At 54.1% G+C, this 16,137-nt stretch carries 12 protein-coding genes; 4 read left to right on the top strand and 8 right to left on the bottom strand.

Going from position 1 to position 16,137, the window contains the following annotated elements; all coding sequences use genetic code 11:
* Positions 1–22: 22 nt before the first annotated feature.
* The gene (locus NTX59_07235) at positions 23–532 is read right to left on the bottom strand and encodes a GNAT family N-acetyltransferase (protein MCX5785465.1); all 510 of its coding nucleotides are present in this window, start codon (positions 530–532) and stop codon (positions 23–25) included.
* A 301-nt stretch (positions 533–833) separates the two neighbouring features.
* Here NTX59_07235 and NTX59_07240 point away from each other — a divergent pair, with 301 nt between their 5' ends.
* The 3 genes from NTX59_07240 to NTX59_07250 all read left to right on the top strand — a co-directional run bounded on the left by NTX59_07240 (position 834) and on the right by NTX59_07250 (position 3,474).
* Positions 834–1,115, top strand: a complete 282-nt coding sequence (locus NTX59_07240) for a hypothetical protein (GenBank protein ID MCX5785466.1) — start codon at positions 834–836, stop codon at positions 1,113–1,115.
* A gap of 164 nt (positions 1,116–1,279) precedes the next feature.
* Complete coding sequence (locus NTX59_07245; GenBank protein ID MCX5785467.1) at positions 1,280–2,173, top strand: endonuclease; 894 nt, start codon at positions 1,280–1,282, stop codon at positions 2,171–2,173.
* A 1,100-nt stretch (positions 2,174–3,273) separates the two neighbouring features.
* On the top strand, positions 3,274–3,474 hold the full coding sequence (locus tag NTX59_07250) for a hypothetical protein (GenBank protein ID MCX5785468.1): 201 nt from the start codon (positions 3,274–3,276) through the stop codon (positions 3,472–3,474).
* 72 nt (positions 3,475–3,546) lie between these two features.
* On the opposite strand, the gene NTX59_07255 is transcribed toward NTX59_07250, so the two are convergent.
* From NTX59_07255 to NTX59_07270, 4 genes are all read right to left on the bottom strand, one after another.
* Positions 3,547–4,476 (bottom strand): PorV/PorQ family protein, encoded by a 930-nt coding sequence (locus tag NTX59_07255; protein MCX5785469.1) that lies wholly within the window; start codon positions 4,474–4,476, stop codon positions 3,547–3,549.
* A gap of 1 nt (position 4,477) precedes the next feature.
* Positions 4,478–7,360, bottom strand: a complete 2,883-nt coding sequence (locus NTX59_07260) for a T9SS type A sorting domain-containing protein (protein ID MCX5785470.1) — start codon at positions 7,358–7,360, stop codon at positions 4,478–4,480.
* 205 nt (positions 7,361–7,565) lie between these two features.
* Positions 7,566–8,891: a M14 family metallopeptidase gene (locus tag NTX59_07265; protein MCX5785471.1), complete on the bottom strand. Its 1,326-nt coding sequence runs from the start codon at positions 8,889–8,891 to the stop codon at positions 7,566–7,568.
* Positions 8,892–8,901: 10 nt separating this feature from the next.
* A complete protein-coding gene (locus NTX59_07270) occupies positions 8,902–9,663 on the bottom strand; it encodes a hypothetical protein (protein MCX5785472.1) in 762 nt (253 codons plus the stop codon).
* 238 nt (positions 9,664–9,901) lie between these two features.
* Here NTX59_07270 and NTX59_07275 point away from each other — a divergent pair, with 238 nt between their 5' ends.
* Positions 9,902–10,915, top strand: a complete 1,014-nt coding sequence (locus NTX59_07275) for a cysteine rich repeat-containing protein (GenBank protein MCX5785473.1) — start codon at positions 9,902–9,904, stop codon at positions 10,913–10,915.
* 99 nt (positions 10,916–11,014) lie between these two features.
* Here the strand turns inward: NTX59_07275 and NTX59_07280 are convergent, their stop codons facing one another.
* The 3 genes from NTX59_07280 to NTX59_07290 are packed head-to-tail and all read right to left on the bottom strand — an operon-like array spanning position 11,015 to position 15,983.
* On the bottom strand, positions 11,015–14,146 hold the full coding sequence (locus tag NTX59_07280; GenBank protein ID MCX5785474.1) for an efflux RND transporter permease subunit: 3,132 nt from the start codon (positions 14,144–14,146) through the stop codon (positions 11,015–11,017).
* Positions 14,143–15,402: a TolC family protein gene (locus NTX59_07285; protein MCX5785475.1), complete on the bottom strand. Its 1,260-nt coding sequence runs from the start codon at positions 15,400–15,402 to the stop codon at positions 14,143–14,145. The genes NTX59_07280 and NTX59_07285 overlap by 4 nt, the downstream gene beginning before the upstream one ends.
* Positions 15,399–15,983, bottom strand: coding sequence for a TetR/AcrR family transcriptional regulator (locus NTX59_07290; protein MCX5785476.1), 585 nt, complete (start codon positions 15,981–15,983; stop codon positions 15,399–15,401). The genes NTX59_07285 and NTX59_07290 overlap by 4 nt, the downstream gene beginning before the upstream one ends.
* Between the last annotated feature and the right edge of the window lie 154 nt (positions 15,984–16,137).

Below are 16,137 nucleotides of genomic sequence, written 5' to 3' on the forward strand. Positions count from 1 at the left end.
CAATACTTGTGTAGGTGCCGTATCAGGGCCTATGGCCGTCGGACGGCCTCCTGTAAAAAACATTGACCGGGGCAATTGTCTTGCGCATTAATAGTTCGTCATGGCCCCGCACGATAAAATCCGCCAGGCGCCCGCATTGCCGGTAGCCCAGCCGCTTGTAAAACCTTATGGCTTTTTTATTAAAGGAAGAGACGCAGAGAAAAACGTTGGGCGCGCGCGAGAATATTTTTTCTTCCGCGTGTTCCATCATCTGGGCGCCCAGTCCCCGGTCGCGGAAGGTCTCTGCCACAAAAAGCGATTGTATATAGCCGCGGAAGGTGCCGTACATGGTTATTATCGCAAGGCCGGCGATCTCACGCTCGGAGCGCGCTATGTAAACCTCGCGGAACGGAGCGGTCATGGAATTAAGGCAGGCGCGGTAGCCGCGGCCTAGTTTCCGCCAGGGGTCCGAGGCCGCCATAAGGCGCGCCGCGCGCTTTAAAACCTGCATGGATGAAGTTTTTGAGATTTTGATCTGGGCTTTAACCGGCATAACTAAATGATACAAAATTACTCATCTGGGCTGGATTAGTGTAGGTTTTAATAAGGAGAGCCGGCGGGTTTTCCGCGCGCTCCTTTTAGGGTTTTAAGTCCGGGGTCTGGAGCAAATCCCTATCATTAGGGACGGCGAGGACCATTCAAGCCGGACCGCTGTGCCGGGCCGGCGCGTTCCGGAGCTGGCGGAAGACCCCGGACTTCCTCATTGCAAAACCCGGTCTTGGAGCGCGCGGAAAACCCGCCGGCTCTCTTAATTGCTGACTTTTTCAGCAGCCCCAATTTAGTAGAATTTTGAAATGGACGATGAGGCTCGGTTAGCGGCTTTTCAAAAACTGGCGGGGCAAAACCCGTCGGGAGGTTTTTTCGGCTTTTCCCCCTGGGCTATAGCCGTGGGCGTCCTTTTTTCTTTAGTGGGGCTTTTCTATTTTAAACGCGGCAAACAGGAAATGGATATCCCGACCATATCCGCCGGCATAGCCCTTATGGCTTTTCCTTACTTCGTGTCAGATACGCTTTATATGCTGCTTACCGGGGCCGCCATAATGGCCCTGCACTACATGGCGCGGAAATATTGGTAGCGACAGCCATTAATTCCTTTCTGTTTTTCAATCCCGCTGTTCTTGTAAACTATTGAATATAGGTCTAAAGGCCTATATTAAACCTAGGTCCTTTGGCCCTTGCCAAATAGGCCTTATGACATAGACTATGGTTGATATCATTACGGTTGTGTTTTGGAGGAACTTTGAAACGCTTCGTTGTATTATCGGCAGTTCTTGCGGTTCTTCCCTTTTCATCCCTGTCAGCCCAGTTGCCTGCCGTCCCGCAGTATCCCGCTATTGAAGAACTTAGGGCTTCCGTTTTACCCGCGGCCCTGGAGTTTACCTTTCCTGAACCCGTTGCCGCGAAGGCTAAAGCAGCCAATATCCCCGCAAATCTTTCAGGTGAACAGCTTTTTCAGTATCTGCACATAAACATAGTCCCGGCCAACCGCGCTTCATCGGGATATTCCGTGGCCAAGGCCTACATGTATTCCAAGGCCGACAATGTTACCTGTAACGGCGGCCCGGGTATCATAACTTTTTACTCCGAGGTTTGCGTGAACGGTACAAGTGCCAACGGCAATGACTATATTGAAAAGGGCGACCAGGATAAGGACGGAGTGGCGGGCGATTTTGTGAACGCGGAGCATATCTGGCCGCAGAGTTATTTCAACAGCGCCTATCCCATGGTGGCGGACCTCCACCAGCTGGCCTCATCCTTTTCCAGCCCCAACGGCCGCCGCGCCAACCTGCGCTTTGCCAAAGTTTCAAACGCCACCTACAGCACCTCGTCCGGTTCCAAGCTGGGCAAGGAAGGCTTTGAGCCCGCTGACGCCGTAAAGGGCAATGTGGCCCGTGCCATGCTCTACTTTGTCGTGTGCTATTACGATCTGGATATAAGCCAGGGCATGAACTACAATGACTTCTGGACCAGCCGCGTGCCCATGCTGCTTGAATGGAATCGTCAAGACCCCCCCGATGCCAATGAGCTTCGCCGCAATGACCTGGTGGAAACCTTCCAGGGCAACCGCAATCCCTTTGTGGATGACCCCTCCCTGGCCGACCGCGTAGGCGCGGCGGTGTTTGCCTCTCACTAGGAGTGCAGGCTGAAGGCTGAAGGTAAAAAATATAACCCGAAATCCTTAGTTAACTAAGGATTTCGGGTTAACAGTTTTCCCGGCTTCCGCAGGCCCCCTAAAAATCACCGTCTCTTCATTAGCAACCCTCTTGAAATCCGGGTGCCTCACGGGTAAGAGGGAGGAATGTTTTTTATCCGGCAGCCGGCCTTACGGGTTTGCGGGGCCTGCCGCCGGACCGGAACGCGGGGACAGCCGTCCACACCGTGGCCGGCTTCCATGACTCACCTTCGGCGCTTGCGTAAGCCTCAGGTTCGCGAAGGCCCCGCTAACCCGGCTCCGGCGGCACCCGCTCCATTTATTCAAGGGAGAAACTTGTTGTAAAAAAGGGAAGAGTCAAAGCGCCGGCGCCCGTTCCCGCAAGATACGCGGGCGTAAGGGTGCCTCATTGCGGAAGTCAGGAGACTTAAGGCTGAAGATAAAAAATATAACCCGGGAAGACAATAAAAAAAGGCCCCGTTAAAAGGGCCTTTTTTATTGCGCGCGTTACGCTTTAGTTGAGCAGCTTATACGGGTTGTCGGTCACGCTTAGCATGTAGAGCGCGGCTTTGATGTTGGCGGAAACAGCGTGGTCTATTATCGCGACTCCCGGATAGAAGCCGTTACCTTCAAGCTCGGTGGTGAAGGCGAATATTCCCGCCGCGGCCGACTAAACTCCCCTAAGCCACCCGCATTTTGCCTGGCTTTTCCCCCGCCCGGCTGGCCGCTATTTTTGATATTATACCTCTAATGACCGTTGCGGCAAAATTTTTTGTGCGATTTTAGCGGCTCAACCTGTTCTGCTGAATTGTGCTCCGCACCCACTATAATCTTGCAGTATGTTTCCTACATTTTCCAAAAAGGTGGCAGCGAGCGATATGAAGAACTGTCCAAAATGCGGAGCTATCAATGCGGATAATACTGAAAAGTGTCCCAATTGCGATGCGGAGAAAGCGGGAACCTCTGTCGCAGCAGTCCCGGTGAACGATTTTGCAGCAAGCCGGTGGAAAGCGGTACTCTTATCCGTGTTCTGGTGCGGCGGAGGGCAATTTTATAAAAGGGAATGGCTCAAGGGGGGCCTTATGTTCCCTGTTAACCTGCTTTTTTATCCCATGACCCTTTTCGCCCTCATGTCCATAGGTGACTACGAGCACCCCGGTGCCGCGGCCAAGATACTTCCCATCTACATCAAGGTTCTTTGTGTAACCGCTCCGGTCTGGGTTTGGGGGCTGGTTGATTCTTACAGGTGCCCGGCATCTTCAACCGGCGATAAAGGGCGCTGAGAGGAATTCGGAACGAATTTTCAAAAGAAAAGGCAGCGGGAGCTTTTTTAATCCTATTCAGCCAGCTCAGCGTTATTCTTTTACTCCGAACCCCACGTTTAACGTGACTTTATGCATAACCTCGCCAAGGTTGCCCGCGGGCTGAAAAGCGTAATCCAAACCTACGCCGCCGAAGTTAAATCCTGCGCCCGCAGTAAAACTCGTTTCTTTTTCGGCGCCGCCCGCGCGTTTCATCCCGCCGCGTAAAGACAGACCCGCCACATTGTATTCCACGCCCGCGCCGAGGTTAACATCAGCATCCGCCGGTTTTTGCGCTTCAACTCCTATTATCGCGTTGTTCTTGCCCAGATCCAGCCTGTATCCCGCACCGGCGCGTATTACGCGCAGCAGCGGATCCCCCACGGTTTTATATTTCAGCTCGCCGGTTATGTTCTGCACACCCGCGCCAAGCGTAAATCTGTCGCTTATTTTAAACATTATTCCGGCGTCAAAGGTAAGAGCGTCGGCGGTGTATTTCTCCGCAAGCTTGCTTGTGACGGATTTTACCTGGCCGCCGATAAAAAGCCAATCTGCAGCATGCAGTCCTAAACCCGCCGAAAGCGCGCTGTCGGATTCAAATTTCACATTGCCGGTCTGCGTTCCGTTCGTATCATATACCTTATCGCTCCCGCTGGCATATCCCAGATATCCGAAGCCCAGCGCTCCCAGCCCGCCCAGTTTCAGCGCCGCATATCCGAAGCTGTAAGTTCCTACTGCGGCAACGTCTTTCCAAGCGGATGCGGCCAAGCGTACATTGCCTGTCATGTTGCCCAGCAAGGCGGGGTTGATATACATCGCGCCAGGGTCATTTGCCGCCAGCAGGGACACTCCTCCAAGCGCGGAAACGCGCGCCGATGGTTCATCGGTAAGAAAAAGCCCGGACTGAGCGTCCGCCCCTCCGGCAAAAGACAAAACGGGGAACACTATCGCGAGAAGCAGTAAAAGAGTTGATTTTCTTTTCATATTATTTCACCACCATTACGCGCTTGGTTTTGCTGATTCCCGGTCCTTCCACACGCACCAGGTATATGCCGCTGCCCACGATTTTACCTTCTTCGTTCTTGCCGTTCCACTGGTCCGAGTAATCGCCGGTGTTCCGGCTGCCCTCGAACAAGGTGCGCACTAAACGCCCCTTCAGGTCATAAACCTTCACCGAAACCCTGCCCGAAGCCGACAACTGGGTGTCCACATAGGTCTTACCGCCGCTTGCGGGATCAAAAAGATTATTGCGGACCTGCACCTGCGGCGAATCCCTCATAGCATCGGATATAACGGTAAAGCCGTCGGTCAATTGGACCGGCGATTGCCCGGGGATGGTGACAACCACACTCCATTTTCCTGCGGCAGCGCCTGTCAGATTGAAAGTGCATGTGATTTGATTCGCGCTTACGACAGTGACGTTTGAGGCATTTATGTCTGTTTGCCCTGACTTCGTTATTTTCACCGTTGCCCCGCTGGCAAAGCCGGTTCCCGCAACCGTTATACCGCTTGCGTTGTTGAATCCGGAATTTGGCGTTATTGATGTAATAGTCGCTCCCACCAGGGTAGCAGTGGAACCAAGTGCCGTGTACGCCGTTATTATTCCATCGCCGTTTATGGCCGCTACGCGGGCGTAATAGACAGTATTATCCGATAGGCCCGGTAAAACCGCGCTAAAATTATAGGTGTCGGAAGACGCCGCCACCGTGCCAAAGGCTGAATCAACAGACGCCTGCGCCCGGTATAAGGTTGTACCGGAGGGATTACCGTTTTGAGTCCAGTTAACCGTGACGGAGTTCGGGTTGGCGCCTGTAAAAGCCGGAATTGCGGCAATCGGGACGGCTGCCAGCGTATAGGTAGAAACCGTCGGGCTTTCGGCTGTTTCCACACCGCTTGAATCGCGGGCCTTGGCTGTGAAGCTGTACTGCGTATTGGGCGTCAGCGCGGTAAACGACGCCGTCACGCCGGGGTCGTATTCTTCGTTGGTGTTCCAACCACTCCCATCATCCCCCCCCACGGCATACAGCTTGCCGCCAATTACCCCGGCAGACAAACTATAACGAACCGTGGGCATTACTGCTTTTGTACTCCATGTATTACTTGCAGGGTCATACTCCTCGTTGGTATTCAAATTGCTCACATCATTCCATCCCCCCACAGCATACAGCTTGCCGCCTATGACTCCCGCTGACAAACAAACACGGGCCGTGGGCATTATTGCTTTTGTCGCCCAGGTATTGGCCGCGGGGTCATACTCTTCGTTGGTATCCAACCGACTTCCATTATTTCCACCCACGACATAAAGCTTGCCGTAGATTACTCCGGCAGACATTCCGTCACGGGCCGTGGGCATTGCAGCTTTTGTCGCCCACGTATTTGCCACGGAGTCAAACTCCTCGTTGGTGTTCAACCAACTCCCATTACCACCCCCTACGGCATACAGCTTGCCGCCGATTACTCCGGTAACACATGCGCTACGGCCCGTGGGCATTACCGTTTTTGTCTCCCAGGTATTGGCCGCGGGATCATACTCCTCGTTGGTATTCAAGTCACTACCATTAGTTCCCCCCATAGCATACAGCTTGCCGCCGATTACTCCGACAGACAAATTATAACGGGCTGTGGGCATTGCCGCTTTTGTCGCCCACATATTCGCCACGGGGTCAAACTCCTCGTTGGTGTTCACATAACTCCCATTCCAGCCCCCCACAGCATACAGCTTACCACCTATTACTCCCGCCGATAAAGCATCCTGGGCCGTGAGCATTCCCGCTTTTGTGGTCCATTTATTTCCATTTCGCCAGGTTGAATACGTTCCATCTTTTGCCACGTTTACGCCGGCTGAGCCTGTCTCAAGTCCGGTAAACGCAGGCGTGGCGGCGTAGCCTGAAGCGGTTATTGAATTACTTGAGACTTCGTCGAATACAACGCTCGTCGGCGTTTCAATTCCGGAAGTTGCTGGATTGTACACGTTAAGAGTGGTTGTGGATCCTGCGGTAACGTATAGCTTGTTATCGATAACACCCGAAGAAAAAGAATTGTTCGCCACGGGCATTGACTCCCCCAAACTCCACGAGTCGGTGGACGGATCGTAGATTTGAACTATGTCAGTTTTTCCGGTGCCTGTAACGCCGCCGAGCAGATATATCTTGTTGTTAATCACTTCAGCCCTCGAGTCTTTCACGGGTGTTGGCAATGACGCCATACTGGTCCATGTGTCGGAGGCGGGATTATACGCTTCAACACTGCCCATAATGCTGCCGGAGATTTCCCATCCCCCGAAAGCATAAAATTTACCGTTATAGACCGCCATCGCGGCATCGGAGTGGTAGTTTACTGGCTGTGTTTTTTCAGTCCAGGCGTTTGTGTCAGGGTCATATACATAAAAATATTTATCCAGACCGCTATAACCATCAGCCGTATCAAGCACGTAGAATTTGCGGTCTATCACACCGCCCTGGTTAGAGCCGTTGAGGATGGGCATACTGGCGCCGGTGGTCCAGGTGTTTGAGGCTGGGTCGTAAATCTTCAGCAAATCATTAGGGATTGATGAAGACCAGCCACCGACGATGTAAAGTTTATTGTCAATTATTCCGGCCGCGCCCAAATATTCAGGATAGTTCATGGCGGCTTTTGTGCTCCAGGTATCGGTGTTCGGGTTATACGCATCAACCTCGGTTATTAGACCGGATGGTCCGCTGGTGGTCCCGCCGGCCACATATAAAACACCGTTAATAACACCTGATTGACAGTCTGATCTTGGAGTCGGCAAAGGCGCCTTTGTTGACCAGCCCGCATAACCGCTTTGGGCAGCCAGAAAGAAAAACATGCCAAAGGCCGCACAAACCTTAAAGTGTTTGGTTTTCATTAGTGATTTCCCCCCACTAAACATCCATTTTTATGCTTTGGTGTTAAGCATTATGGAATTACCGTAAACCGTATCACTTAATATATTATTATGTCAAGACGATTTTAATCACAGGTTATGTTTGCAAGAATTAATGGTGTAAATCTTTGCCACCGGGAAACGGAAATACAGGCAAGTCCGGCGGACAGGCAGGAATGATAATTTTTTATTGCAGCAGCTTATACGGGTTGTCGGTCACGCTTAGCATGTAGAGCGCGGCTTTGATGTTGGCGGAAACAGCGTGGTCTATTATCGCGACTCCCGGATAGAAGCCGTTGCCTTCCAGCTCGGTGGTGAAGGCGAATATTCCCGCCGCGGCGTATGCCCAGTCGCAGGTGTCGCCGGTGGCCACATACAGATCGCTGGCCTGCTCGGGCTTGTAACCGGTAAAACCGGCCATAGCCGCGCCCATCTTCTCAAAAACCTGCCTGTCCCTGGCGTTTTCCACAGGCACAGCTTTGCCCCCCCAGGGGTAAAGCAAAAGGCTGGAATAGGAGTGGTAACTCATCAGGGTTTTAAGATTCCCTCGGGCTTCCGCGAATTTTTTTACGGCCTGCGTTTCCGGCTCGGAAAAGGCCGATGGGCCGCAATAAGTTTCAGCCGACGGGGAATGCGAGGCGCCGCCCTTACACCAAAGCGCGTCGTAGTTGCGGTTCAGGTCCACGCCGATGGATTTATCCGGGTTGACGCGCGTGTTTTTGCGCTGCCAGCGGTATTTGCCGGCGGCTATATCATACTCCACCCCGTCGCCGTTAAGCATGGGAACAATGTATATGTCCAAAGCGGACAGATAGCTTTTAATATCGGCGTCGTTCCTGTGTTCAAGCAAATAGGCAGCGAACAATAAAGGAACCTCGTTGGAAAGATGCTCGCGGGCGTGATGGTTGCCTATGTAAAAAGCGCCGGGCTTTGAGCTTGCGGCGTCGCCTTTGGCAGAAGTGTTAAGGCGCAGACACCATATGTCGCGGCCTTCCACGGTTTTGCCGATGGAAAAAAGTGAAGCGATATCCTGGTTGGCGGCGGCCAGCTGTTTGAGCACATCTGCCGTTTCTTTGTAGTTATGGTAAGCGGAGTCGGCGGCGGGAAAATCTTTAAGGTATTGTCTGGCATAGTCGTATATGCTTTGCCTGCTCAGGACCACATAACCCTTTTCTGAAAGTGTGTCCAGCCCCTGTTTATGAATAAAACCTGAAACAGTTTTGTCATTGACTTCCGCTATATCCAGGCCGATTTCAAGAAGCGCGGTGCGCGCGTATTTATCGGAGGCCGAAACGGTCACCCAGAACCTGTCGTCGTTTTTAAGGTCTTCCAGGGCGGCCATTTCAACCCCGGGTTCCGGCAGGCTGATGTCTTTTAATATCCCGCCTGTAAGCCGGTTCAGAAGCTGTTCAAAGGAGACATTCACCGCCTTCTCCGGAGACCTGTCCCCGGCGGCCATTAATGTTCCGGCCCAGAATACCGGAAGAATAATATAAATTGACAATTTTTTCATTGGTCAAAGTCTATTGTATCGCGTCAAGGGCGTTGTTTTGCTGCTCCTTAAGCAGCTTTTCGTTTTGCTTCGCTTCCTCTTCTTTCCTTTGCGCTAAGGCATGCGTGGAATCGTTTTTGAATTCCCCGAAAATATCCGCGCTCAGGTATGTGATCTCATAATTGATTTCCGGCTCCGGACCGGGAAACAGCTTTTCCGTGCCCAGAACAATTATGGTTTTCTTTTTCTCCCATATCTCCAGGTTATAAGAGCCGGTCACCTTGTTGTCAGCGGGGTCGGTGTCCTGAAACGAGAGATTGCGCGAGCTGCCGCCGTGGATGGATACTATTTTTTGTTTATAGTCAGAGACCGGCAGGATTTTATCAAGGCCGCCCGTGTAGGCGAAAAAACGGTCTTTATAAAAGCCGAATACCGCTTCCTGCCGCGCGCTGTAAAACCATTCCAGATCGTCGCCCAGCAGATCGTCGGGATCGGTTTCGGAAACGCCTATTAAGCGCAGTATTTCCCAGGGCAGATCTGTGATGGAATTGTGCGGTTCGGAGCGCGAAAAATCAATATTCAGGCTGGCTTTGACTTCATCTTTTGAAATTCCCCAGGCGGCCTGTTTATAGCCGCTCAATTCCGTCCCGGAAGCCGGGGCGCTTTTAACCGGCTGCGCGGCGTCTTTCACGGCCCCGGCGGCGGAGCGCGTTGAAACCGTCTGGGCGTGAGATATATACGGAAAGACACTAAGCAACAGCAAAATTAACACCGAATTAGATAGTTTAAGCATACCGCCTCCGAATCCCGGTTCAATATTGTTCCTGCCCGGGAAGCCGCAGGAACAAGGTAAGCGTTGTTTGAAGTCCATGTAGCGCTGACTTTTTAGATTATATATTAAATTGTCAAAAATCGTAAGGGCCTGGAACATTCCCGGAACATTAGAGCATTTTAATTCTGTTTTAATCCTATATTAATGGATTTTCCGCTATACTATCCTAAGAAGTAAACTAGTCAAGGAGAAGCTGAAAATGAAAAGTTCAAAATCACTTATACTGGGTTTTGCTTTGCTGCTGCCGGCCTTTGCCTCGGCGCAGGATCAATCCCCGGCAAGTAATACTCCCGCGGCGTCGGCCACGCCTGCCGTAACCTCCGCCGCCCCGGCCACACCCGCTGCTGCCCCCGTAACAACGCCAGCTGCCAGTCCCGCTGTCGCTCCTGCGGCTCAGGCTGTCCCTGCCGCCCCGGCCACTCCCTCTGTCGCGCCCGAAACAGCGCCAGCTGCCAGTCCCGCTGTCGCCCCTGCGGCTCAGGCTGCGCCTGCCGCCCCGGCCACTCCCGCTGTAGCTCCAGTAACGCCGGCTGTCCCTGTTGCCCCGGCCACGCCCGCTGTTGCCCCTGCGACACCGCCCGTCTCCCCCGCGACAGCCGAGATCGCCGCTAAAGTAGAGCAGGCTGTCATGGATACCGCATGCAAAGCCGATAAAGACAAGTTCTGCAAAGATGTAAAGCACGGCGGCGGCGCTACCGGCAAGTGTTTGAGAGAACATAAGGACGAACTTTCCGACCCCTGCAAGCAGTTAATGGAAGCGCGCGAAAAGAAACAGCAGGCTGAATTACAGGAAAAACAGCGGCAGGAAAAAAGGGAAGCCTGGATCGCGGCTTGCGGCGCTGATAAAGACAAGCTCTGCAAAGATGTGAAATCCGGCGTCGGCGCTACCAGCAAGTGTTTGAAGGAACATAAAGACGAACTTTCCGCCTCCTGCAAGCAATACCTTGAAGCGCGCGACAAGAAACAGCAGGCTGAATTAGAGGAAAAACAGAAACAGGAAAAAAAAGATGCCTGGAATACGGCGTGCGGCGCCGATATGGACAAGTTCTGCAAAGATGTAAAGGCCGGCCATGGCGAGAAAGCGAAATGCCTTAAAGCGCATGAAGCCGAACTTTCCCAGGTCTGTAAAGATAAACTAGCCGAAAAGAAAGAGACAAAAGAAGAAAAAAAGGAAGAGAAAAAGGAAGAATCCAAGCCTGCGGATAAAAAATAGTAATCCCCCTGCAATATAAAAGAGGCGTCCGCTTATAGCGGACGCCTCTTTTTACACCCCTGCGACTTTCGGGTTTATAATGGCAATTTTACCTGGCGGCTATTTTCCCCCCTCCGGTTTCATCTCGCCCAGCTCAATGAGAGCCTGCTTCAGGTCTTTCTCATGGCTGCGGCTTTCAAGTTTGGCCATCAGGCTGTAGGCGCATGGCACCACCAGCAGCGTAAGGAAGGTGGAAAACAGCACCCCGCCTATGACCACCAGCGCCATAGGGATGCGGGTTTCCGCCCCCGGGCCAAGGCCCAGCGCCGGAGGAATAGCCGCCGCGATAGTGGCAAAAGACGTCATCAAAATAGGCCTTAGCCTGATAGGGCAGGCTTCAAGCAGCGCGTCGGTAACGTTCATTCCTTTCTCGCGCCTCCTGTTGTTGGTAAACTCCACCAGCAGGATGGAATTCTTCTTTACTATACCCATCAGCAGTATCATGCCTATCATGCTGTAGATATTCAGGGACTGGTGCCCGATGAGCAGCGCGATGAAAGCGCCGGTAATGCTGAACGGCAGCGCCAGAAGCACAGTTACCGGGTGGATAAAGCTGTTGAACTGCGAGGCCAGCACCATGTAGGCCACAAAGATACCGAACACCAGCGCCGTGATCAGACTGCCGAAAGAGTCCTGGAAAGTCTGGGAGCTTCCTGACAGCACTATACGGTAACCGTCGGGCAGCAGCTCCTTGGCCTCCTTCTGCAGCTCGGTCAGCGCCTCGCCCTGCGATACGCCAGGGGCGGGATTTGCGAAAACGCCGATGGCGCGTTCCCTGTTGCGCCGCGAGATTGAAAGCAGGGTGGGTTTCTCCGTTATCTTCATAACCTCGGACAAGCGTATAAGTTCGCCCCGGTTGTTGCGCACCCAGATCTTGCCGATATCGGACGGGGTCCTGCGATCCTTGTCCACCAGGCGGATGCGGATGTCATAGCGCTTTCCGTTCTTCGTGAATTTTCCCACGCGCACGCCGCCTATCATTGAGTTGACGGCGTCGCCTATGGAAGCTATGTTCACTCCGCGCGCGGCGGCTTTTTCACGGTCCGGTATCACCTGCACCTCGGGCATACCGGCCTGGTAGTCGGTGTCCACATCCACCATCTTGCCCGAGTCAGCCATGCGCTTCATCAGCGCCTGGTCCAGCTCGGCGAGCTTATCCCAGTCCGGGCCGCGCAGGCTTATCTCCACCGGATAGCCGCGTTTGGCTGTGAAGCCGGCCTGCGACGGGTCCTGTATTGAAACCCGGTCCAGCTCCTTTATCTGCTTAAGGGATTTACGCGTGTAAACCATTAATTCCTGCTGGGTGGGTTTTTTCTTTCCTTTTCCGAGTGCTACGCGGTCAGCCGGCTGTTTGAGCGAAATAAACATCATGCCGCCGTTGACGCTGCCTCCGCCTACGGAACCGAAATACCGGTCTATATTCGGCTCTTTCATCGCCCAGGCTTCCACTTTTTTGAACACTGTGTCCGTATATTCAAAAGAAGAGCCTATGGGGGTCTGCAGGCGCACCATGAACTGGCTTTGGTCCTGCGAAGGCGTAAATTCCATCGGCAGCTTAAGGGCTATCAACAGGGAGCCGGCGAATACCAGCGCCGCGGCCCCTATGGTCTTCCAGCGGTGCTGCAGGATGCGCCCGAGCAGCCGCTTGTAAAGTTCCGCGACGCGGATAAAAGCCTTGTCCATCCAGATCCCCATGGCGGTAGTGCGCCCGGAATCCACGAACTGGGAACAGCGCATGGGCGAGAGCGTCAGCGCTTCCAGCAGCGACAGCAGCACCGCGGCCGACATCGTTACCCCGAACTGGAAGAAGAACTTGCCGATGATCCCTTTCATGAAGATGACCGGCACGAATATCGCGAGTATGGCTATGGAGGCGGCCATGGCCGGGAAGGTTATTTCCCTCGCTCCCACAAGCGCGGATTTTACACGCCCATAACCCATTTCATTGTACCGCACGATATTCTCAAGCATCATTATGGCGTCGTCCACAACTATGCCTATGGCGAGCGACAGGCCCAGAAGCGTGAAGGTGTTCAGCGTGAACCCCATGAAATAGAGTATAAGGAAAGCGCCGATGATGGATGTCGGGATGGCCAGCAGCACGTTCAGCGTGGAGGACCAGGAGCCCAGGAACAGCCAGCAGACTATCCCGGTCAGAATGGCGGAAAGGATAAGAGTGAAGTTCAGTTCATGTGTGGAAGCTTCTATAAAGCGCGTGGAATCATTGACCACGGTAAGGTCCATGCCGCTGGGGAGGCCTTTCTGCAGCTCGGCCACCCTTGCGCGCACCGCCTTGGCCACGGACACGGCGTTCGAGCCGCGCTGCTTCATTACGCCGATGCCCACCGAAAGTTTGCCGTTGGTGCGCGCTATGCGCCGTATATCGTTAAGGCCGTCCTCCACCTCCGCCACGTCCTTTATGCGGAAGGTTTTCCAGATGGCGGCCCCGCCGCGCCCGGTTATGACCAGGTTCGCGAATTGTTCGGGTGTGGTGGCCTCGCCCATCACGCGCACGTTCATTTCCTTGTTGCCGGAGCTGATATAGCCCGCGGGCATCTCGGCGTGCTGGTTGCTCACTGTGTTCATTACATCTTCCACTGTAAGCTGCTTCGCGTTGAGCTGGTCGGTGTTCACCCAGATGCGCAGGTTGGGGTCCACAAAACCCCCCATGTCCACGTCGCCAACCCCGGCGATGGTGGTAAACTTGTCCTTTAGGAAGTCATTGGCGAAGGCCATCAGGTCCTTAAGCGGCCTGTCGCCGGTAAGGGCCACGCGCACGATAGGCTGGTCTTCCGGGTTGGTCTTGCTTATGGTCGGCGGGTCTATGTCGCGAGGGAGGTCATGCGCCGCCTGCGAGATCTTAGCCTGCACTTCCTGCATAGCCACGTCTATGTCGCGGCCCAGATCGAATTCTATGGTTATATTGCATTGTCCGCGCTTGGAATTCGAGGAGACGTCCTTGATCCCCTGTATGCTCATAACCACGCCTTCCAGTACGTCGGCCACCTGGGTTTCCATAACCTCGGGGGCGGCGCCTTGCAGGGATACGGAAACGTTGACAACGGGGTAGTCCACGTCCGGCATCTGGCTTATACCCATGTTGGAAAAGCCTATCCAGCCGAAAACAATAAGGCCCAGCATCAGCATCCAGGCGAAAACCGGGTTTTTTATGGCGACGTCTGAAAGTGTCATTTTTCCTCCATGTTAACGGCCGGCCCTCCGCCGGCCACTTCCAGCTGGATACCCGCCAGGCAGGTCTGGGCGTGCGCCTGTTCAAGCCGCAGTTTAGTCTGAAGAAGCGTATTCTGGGCATTCAGCACATCCAGGTTGGTCACCAGTCCCAGTGTGTAGTCCCTCGACTGAAATTTTGCGTTCTCGTCGGCCAGCTTAATGGCTTTTCTTAACGATTCAAGAACGGCTATAGAATGGATCAGTGTGGAATAAGACTGCTTTACCTCCGTGTCGGCCTGGCGTATGGCCAGCTTTAAAGCGAACTCGGCGGCCGTCTGTTTTGCGGAAGCCTGGTCAATGGAGGCGTCCGTGGAGCCGCCGGTATAAAGAGGTATTTTGAGAGTAAGGACGCCGGCCCAATGTGAATCCTGATTGGGAGAAGGACGCTTCAAATAGTAATCCGCGTCCAGGTACAGGGACGGCCAGGCAAGATTTTCAGCTATCTCCGCGTCCAGCCGGGCCGCCTCAAGGGCTTTGCGCGCGGCCTCCACGTCAAAACGCCGCGCCGCTCCGGCCAGGTACGGATCTATGTGTTGGTTTTCCGGCAGGCGCAGATGGTCAGGCGCGATGTCCTCATTAAGCCCGGTCAGGAAGCGCAGTTCGAACTGGGCCAGACTTTCCCGGCTCCGCGCGCTTTGGAGATCGGCGTCGTCCGAGGCGAGCTGCGCCTGGGCGGCCACCACCTCGCTTTCACGGGAGCGGCCTATCTTCTCGCGGTCCTGGAGCTCTTTAATTCTGGAATTACTAACGGCAAGCTGTTCCTGCCGCACGGAGATCTCCTGCCTGATCTCAACGAGATCTATATACGCCAGCGCCACATCCTGATAAAGCGCCTGCCGGGCGCGGGCGAATTCGAGCCTGGCCGATCCGGTCACAAGGCCGGCCGCTTTTGCCGCGATATAATCGCGCATGCCGTCGAAGATCGAGTAGCTGAGGCTCACGGCCGACTGGAATTTCCCCGTCTGCGCGGCATTGAGCGTTTCCGATGTGTTAAGGTTAAGGGAGGGCAGGAAATACGACTTTATCTGGCGTTCGGCGGCTTCAAGCTGTTTTATGCCTTCCGCGCTTGAGGCCAGGGTTTCGCTTTTTGCCAGCGTCAGTTTAAAAGCCTGGTCCAGGGATATAGGCAAGCCGGGCGCCGGCGCGGTTGAAAGGTTTTGAGCGTAACCCGCGGACACTAATAAGGAAAGAAGGAGCGCCAGCAAAAGATGTCTCATTTTTTTCTCCTAATACCGTCAAGATATATTGCAATGACCCTGTCGGTTTTTTCGCCGGCGCTGAGCGTCCGGCCGGCGCCCCTTGCGTAGGCAAATGAGCCCCTGCAAAGCCCGAAAAGGGCGGAAGCCATGTAAAGCGGGTCTTCAAGCGTGACCAGCCCGTCGGCGGCGCATTTTTCAAGTATATCCTTAAGAGCGCCCAGTACCGCCGGCTTTTTTGCCCGCAGTTGCGGCGGGCAGCCGCCGCCGGTTCCGGGACGTTTTTCCCCCAAAGCGTCCATAAGCCCGGTCTTCCTGGCCAGATGCTCAACTACCGACTTGACGGCGGCGCGAAGAAGCGCCTCGCCGCGCAGGCCCGAGTCGCGGACCGATTCCAGGTCGGCGACAAAAGTTTTCATTAGGTCGGAGTGAACGGCGGCAAGCAGGGCGTCTTTGCTAGGGTAATAAAGGAAAAGGGTGCCTTTGGCCACGCCGGCCTCAGCGGCTATGCGGTCCATAGTCGCGCCTGCCGGATCCGAGGCCGCCAGCACCCTGCGCGCGGCCTCCAGTATGGTTTTTTGTTTCAAAATTTTAACTTTCATGCGGTTGCCTTTGTGCGTCTAACCCGAATCCGGCAGTTCAATATGGTTCTCATTGAGAAAATCAGGGAACAGAAATATTGCAGGATTCCCCGCAGTAGCGGGTCGCTGACCAAGCGCTACGCGCGCCAGGTCAGCGAGGGTGTATGCCGCGCGA

It is taken from the genome of Elusimicrobiota bacterium, from assembly GCA_026388155.1.
GTDB lineage: Bacteria > Elusimicrobiota > Elusimicrobia > Elusimicrobiales > UBA9959 > UBA9634.

What these genes read in the sequence shown, in the direction of transcription:
- NTX59_07280 (MCX5785474.1), bottom strand. Translation starts at nt 14,146, where the DNA reads ATGACACTTTCAGACGTCGCCATAAAAAACCCGGTTTTCGCCTGGATG.
- NTX59_07240 (MCX5785466.1), top strand. Translation starts at nt 834, where the DNA reads ATGGACGATGAGGCTCGGTTAGCGGCTTTTCAAAAACTGGCGGGGCAA.
- NTX59_07265 (MCX5785471.1), bottom strand. Translation starts at nt 8,891, where the DNA reads ATGAAAAAATTGTCAATTTATATTATTCTTCCGGTATTCTGGGCCGGA.
- NTX59_07255 (MCX5785469.1), bottom strand. Translation starts at nt 4,476, where the DNA reads ATGAAAAGAAAATCAACTCTTTTACTGCTTCTCGCGATAGTGTTCCCC.
- NTX59_07260 (MCX5785470.1), bottom strand. Translation starts at nt 7,360, where the DNA reads ATGAAAACCAAACACTTTAAGGTTTGTGCGGCCTTTGGCATGTTTTTC.
- NTX59_07290 (MCX5785476.1), bottom strand. Translation starts at nt 15,983, where the DNA reads ATGAAAGTTAAAATTTTGAAACAAAAAACCATACTGGAGGCCGCGCGC.
- NTX59_07275 (MCX5785473.1), top strand. Translation starts at nt 9,902, where the DNA reads ATGAAAAGTTCAAAATCACTTATACTGGGTTTTGCTTTGCTGCTGCCG.
- NTX59_07270 (MCX5785472.1), bottom strand. Translation starts at nt 9,663, where the DNA reads ATGCTTAAACTATCTAATTCGGTGTTAATTTTGCTGTTGCTTAGTGTC.
- NTX59_07235 (MCX5785465.1), bottom strand. Translation starts at nt 532, where the DNA reads ATGCCGGTTAAAGCCCAGATCAAAATCTCAAAAACTTCATCCATGCAG.
- NTX59_07285 (MCX5785475.1), bottom strand. Translation starts at nt 15,402, where the DNA reads ATGAGACATCTTTTGCTGGCGCTCCTTCTTTCCTTATTAGTGTCCGCG.
- NTX59_07250 (MCX5785468.1), top strand. Translation starts at nt 3,274, where the DNA reads ATGTTCCCTGTTAACCTGCTTTTTTATCCCATGACCCTTTTCGCCCTC.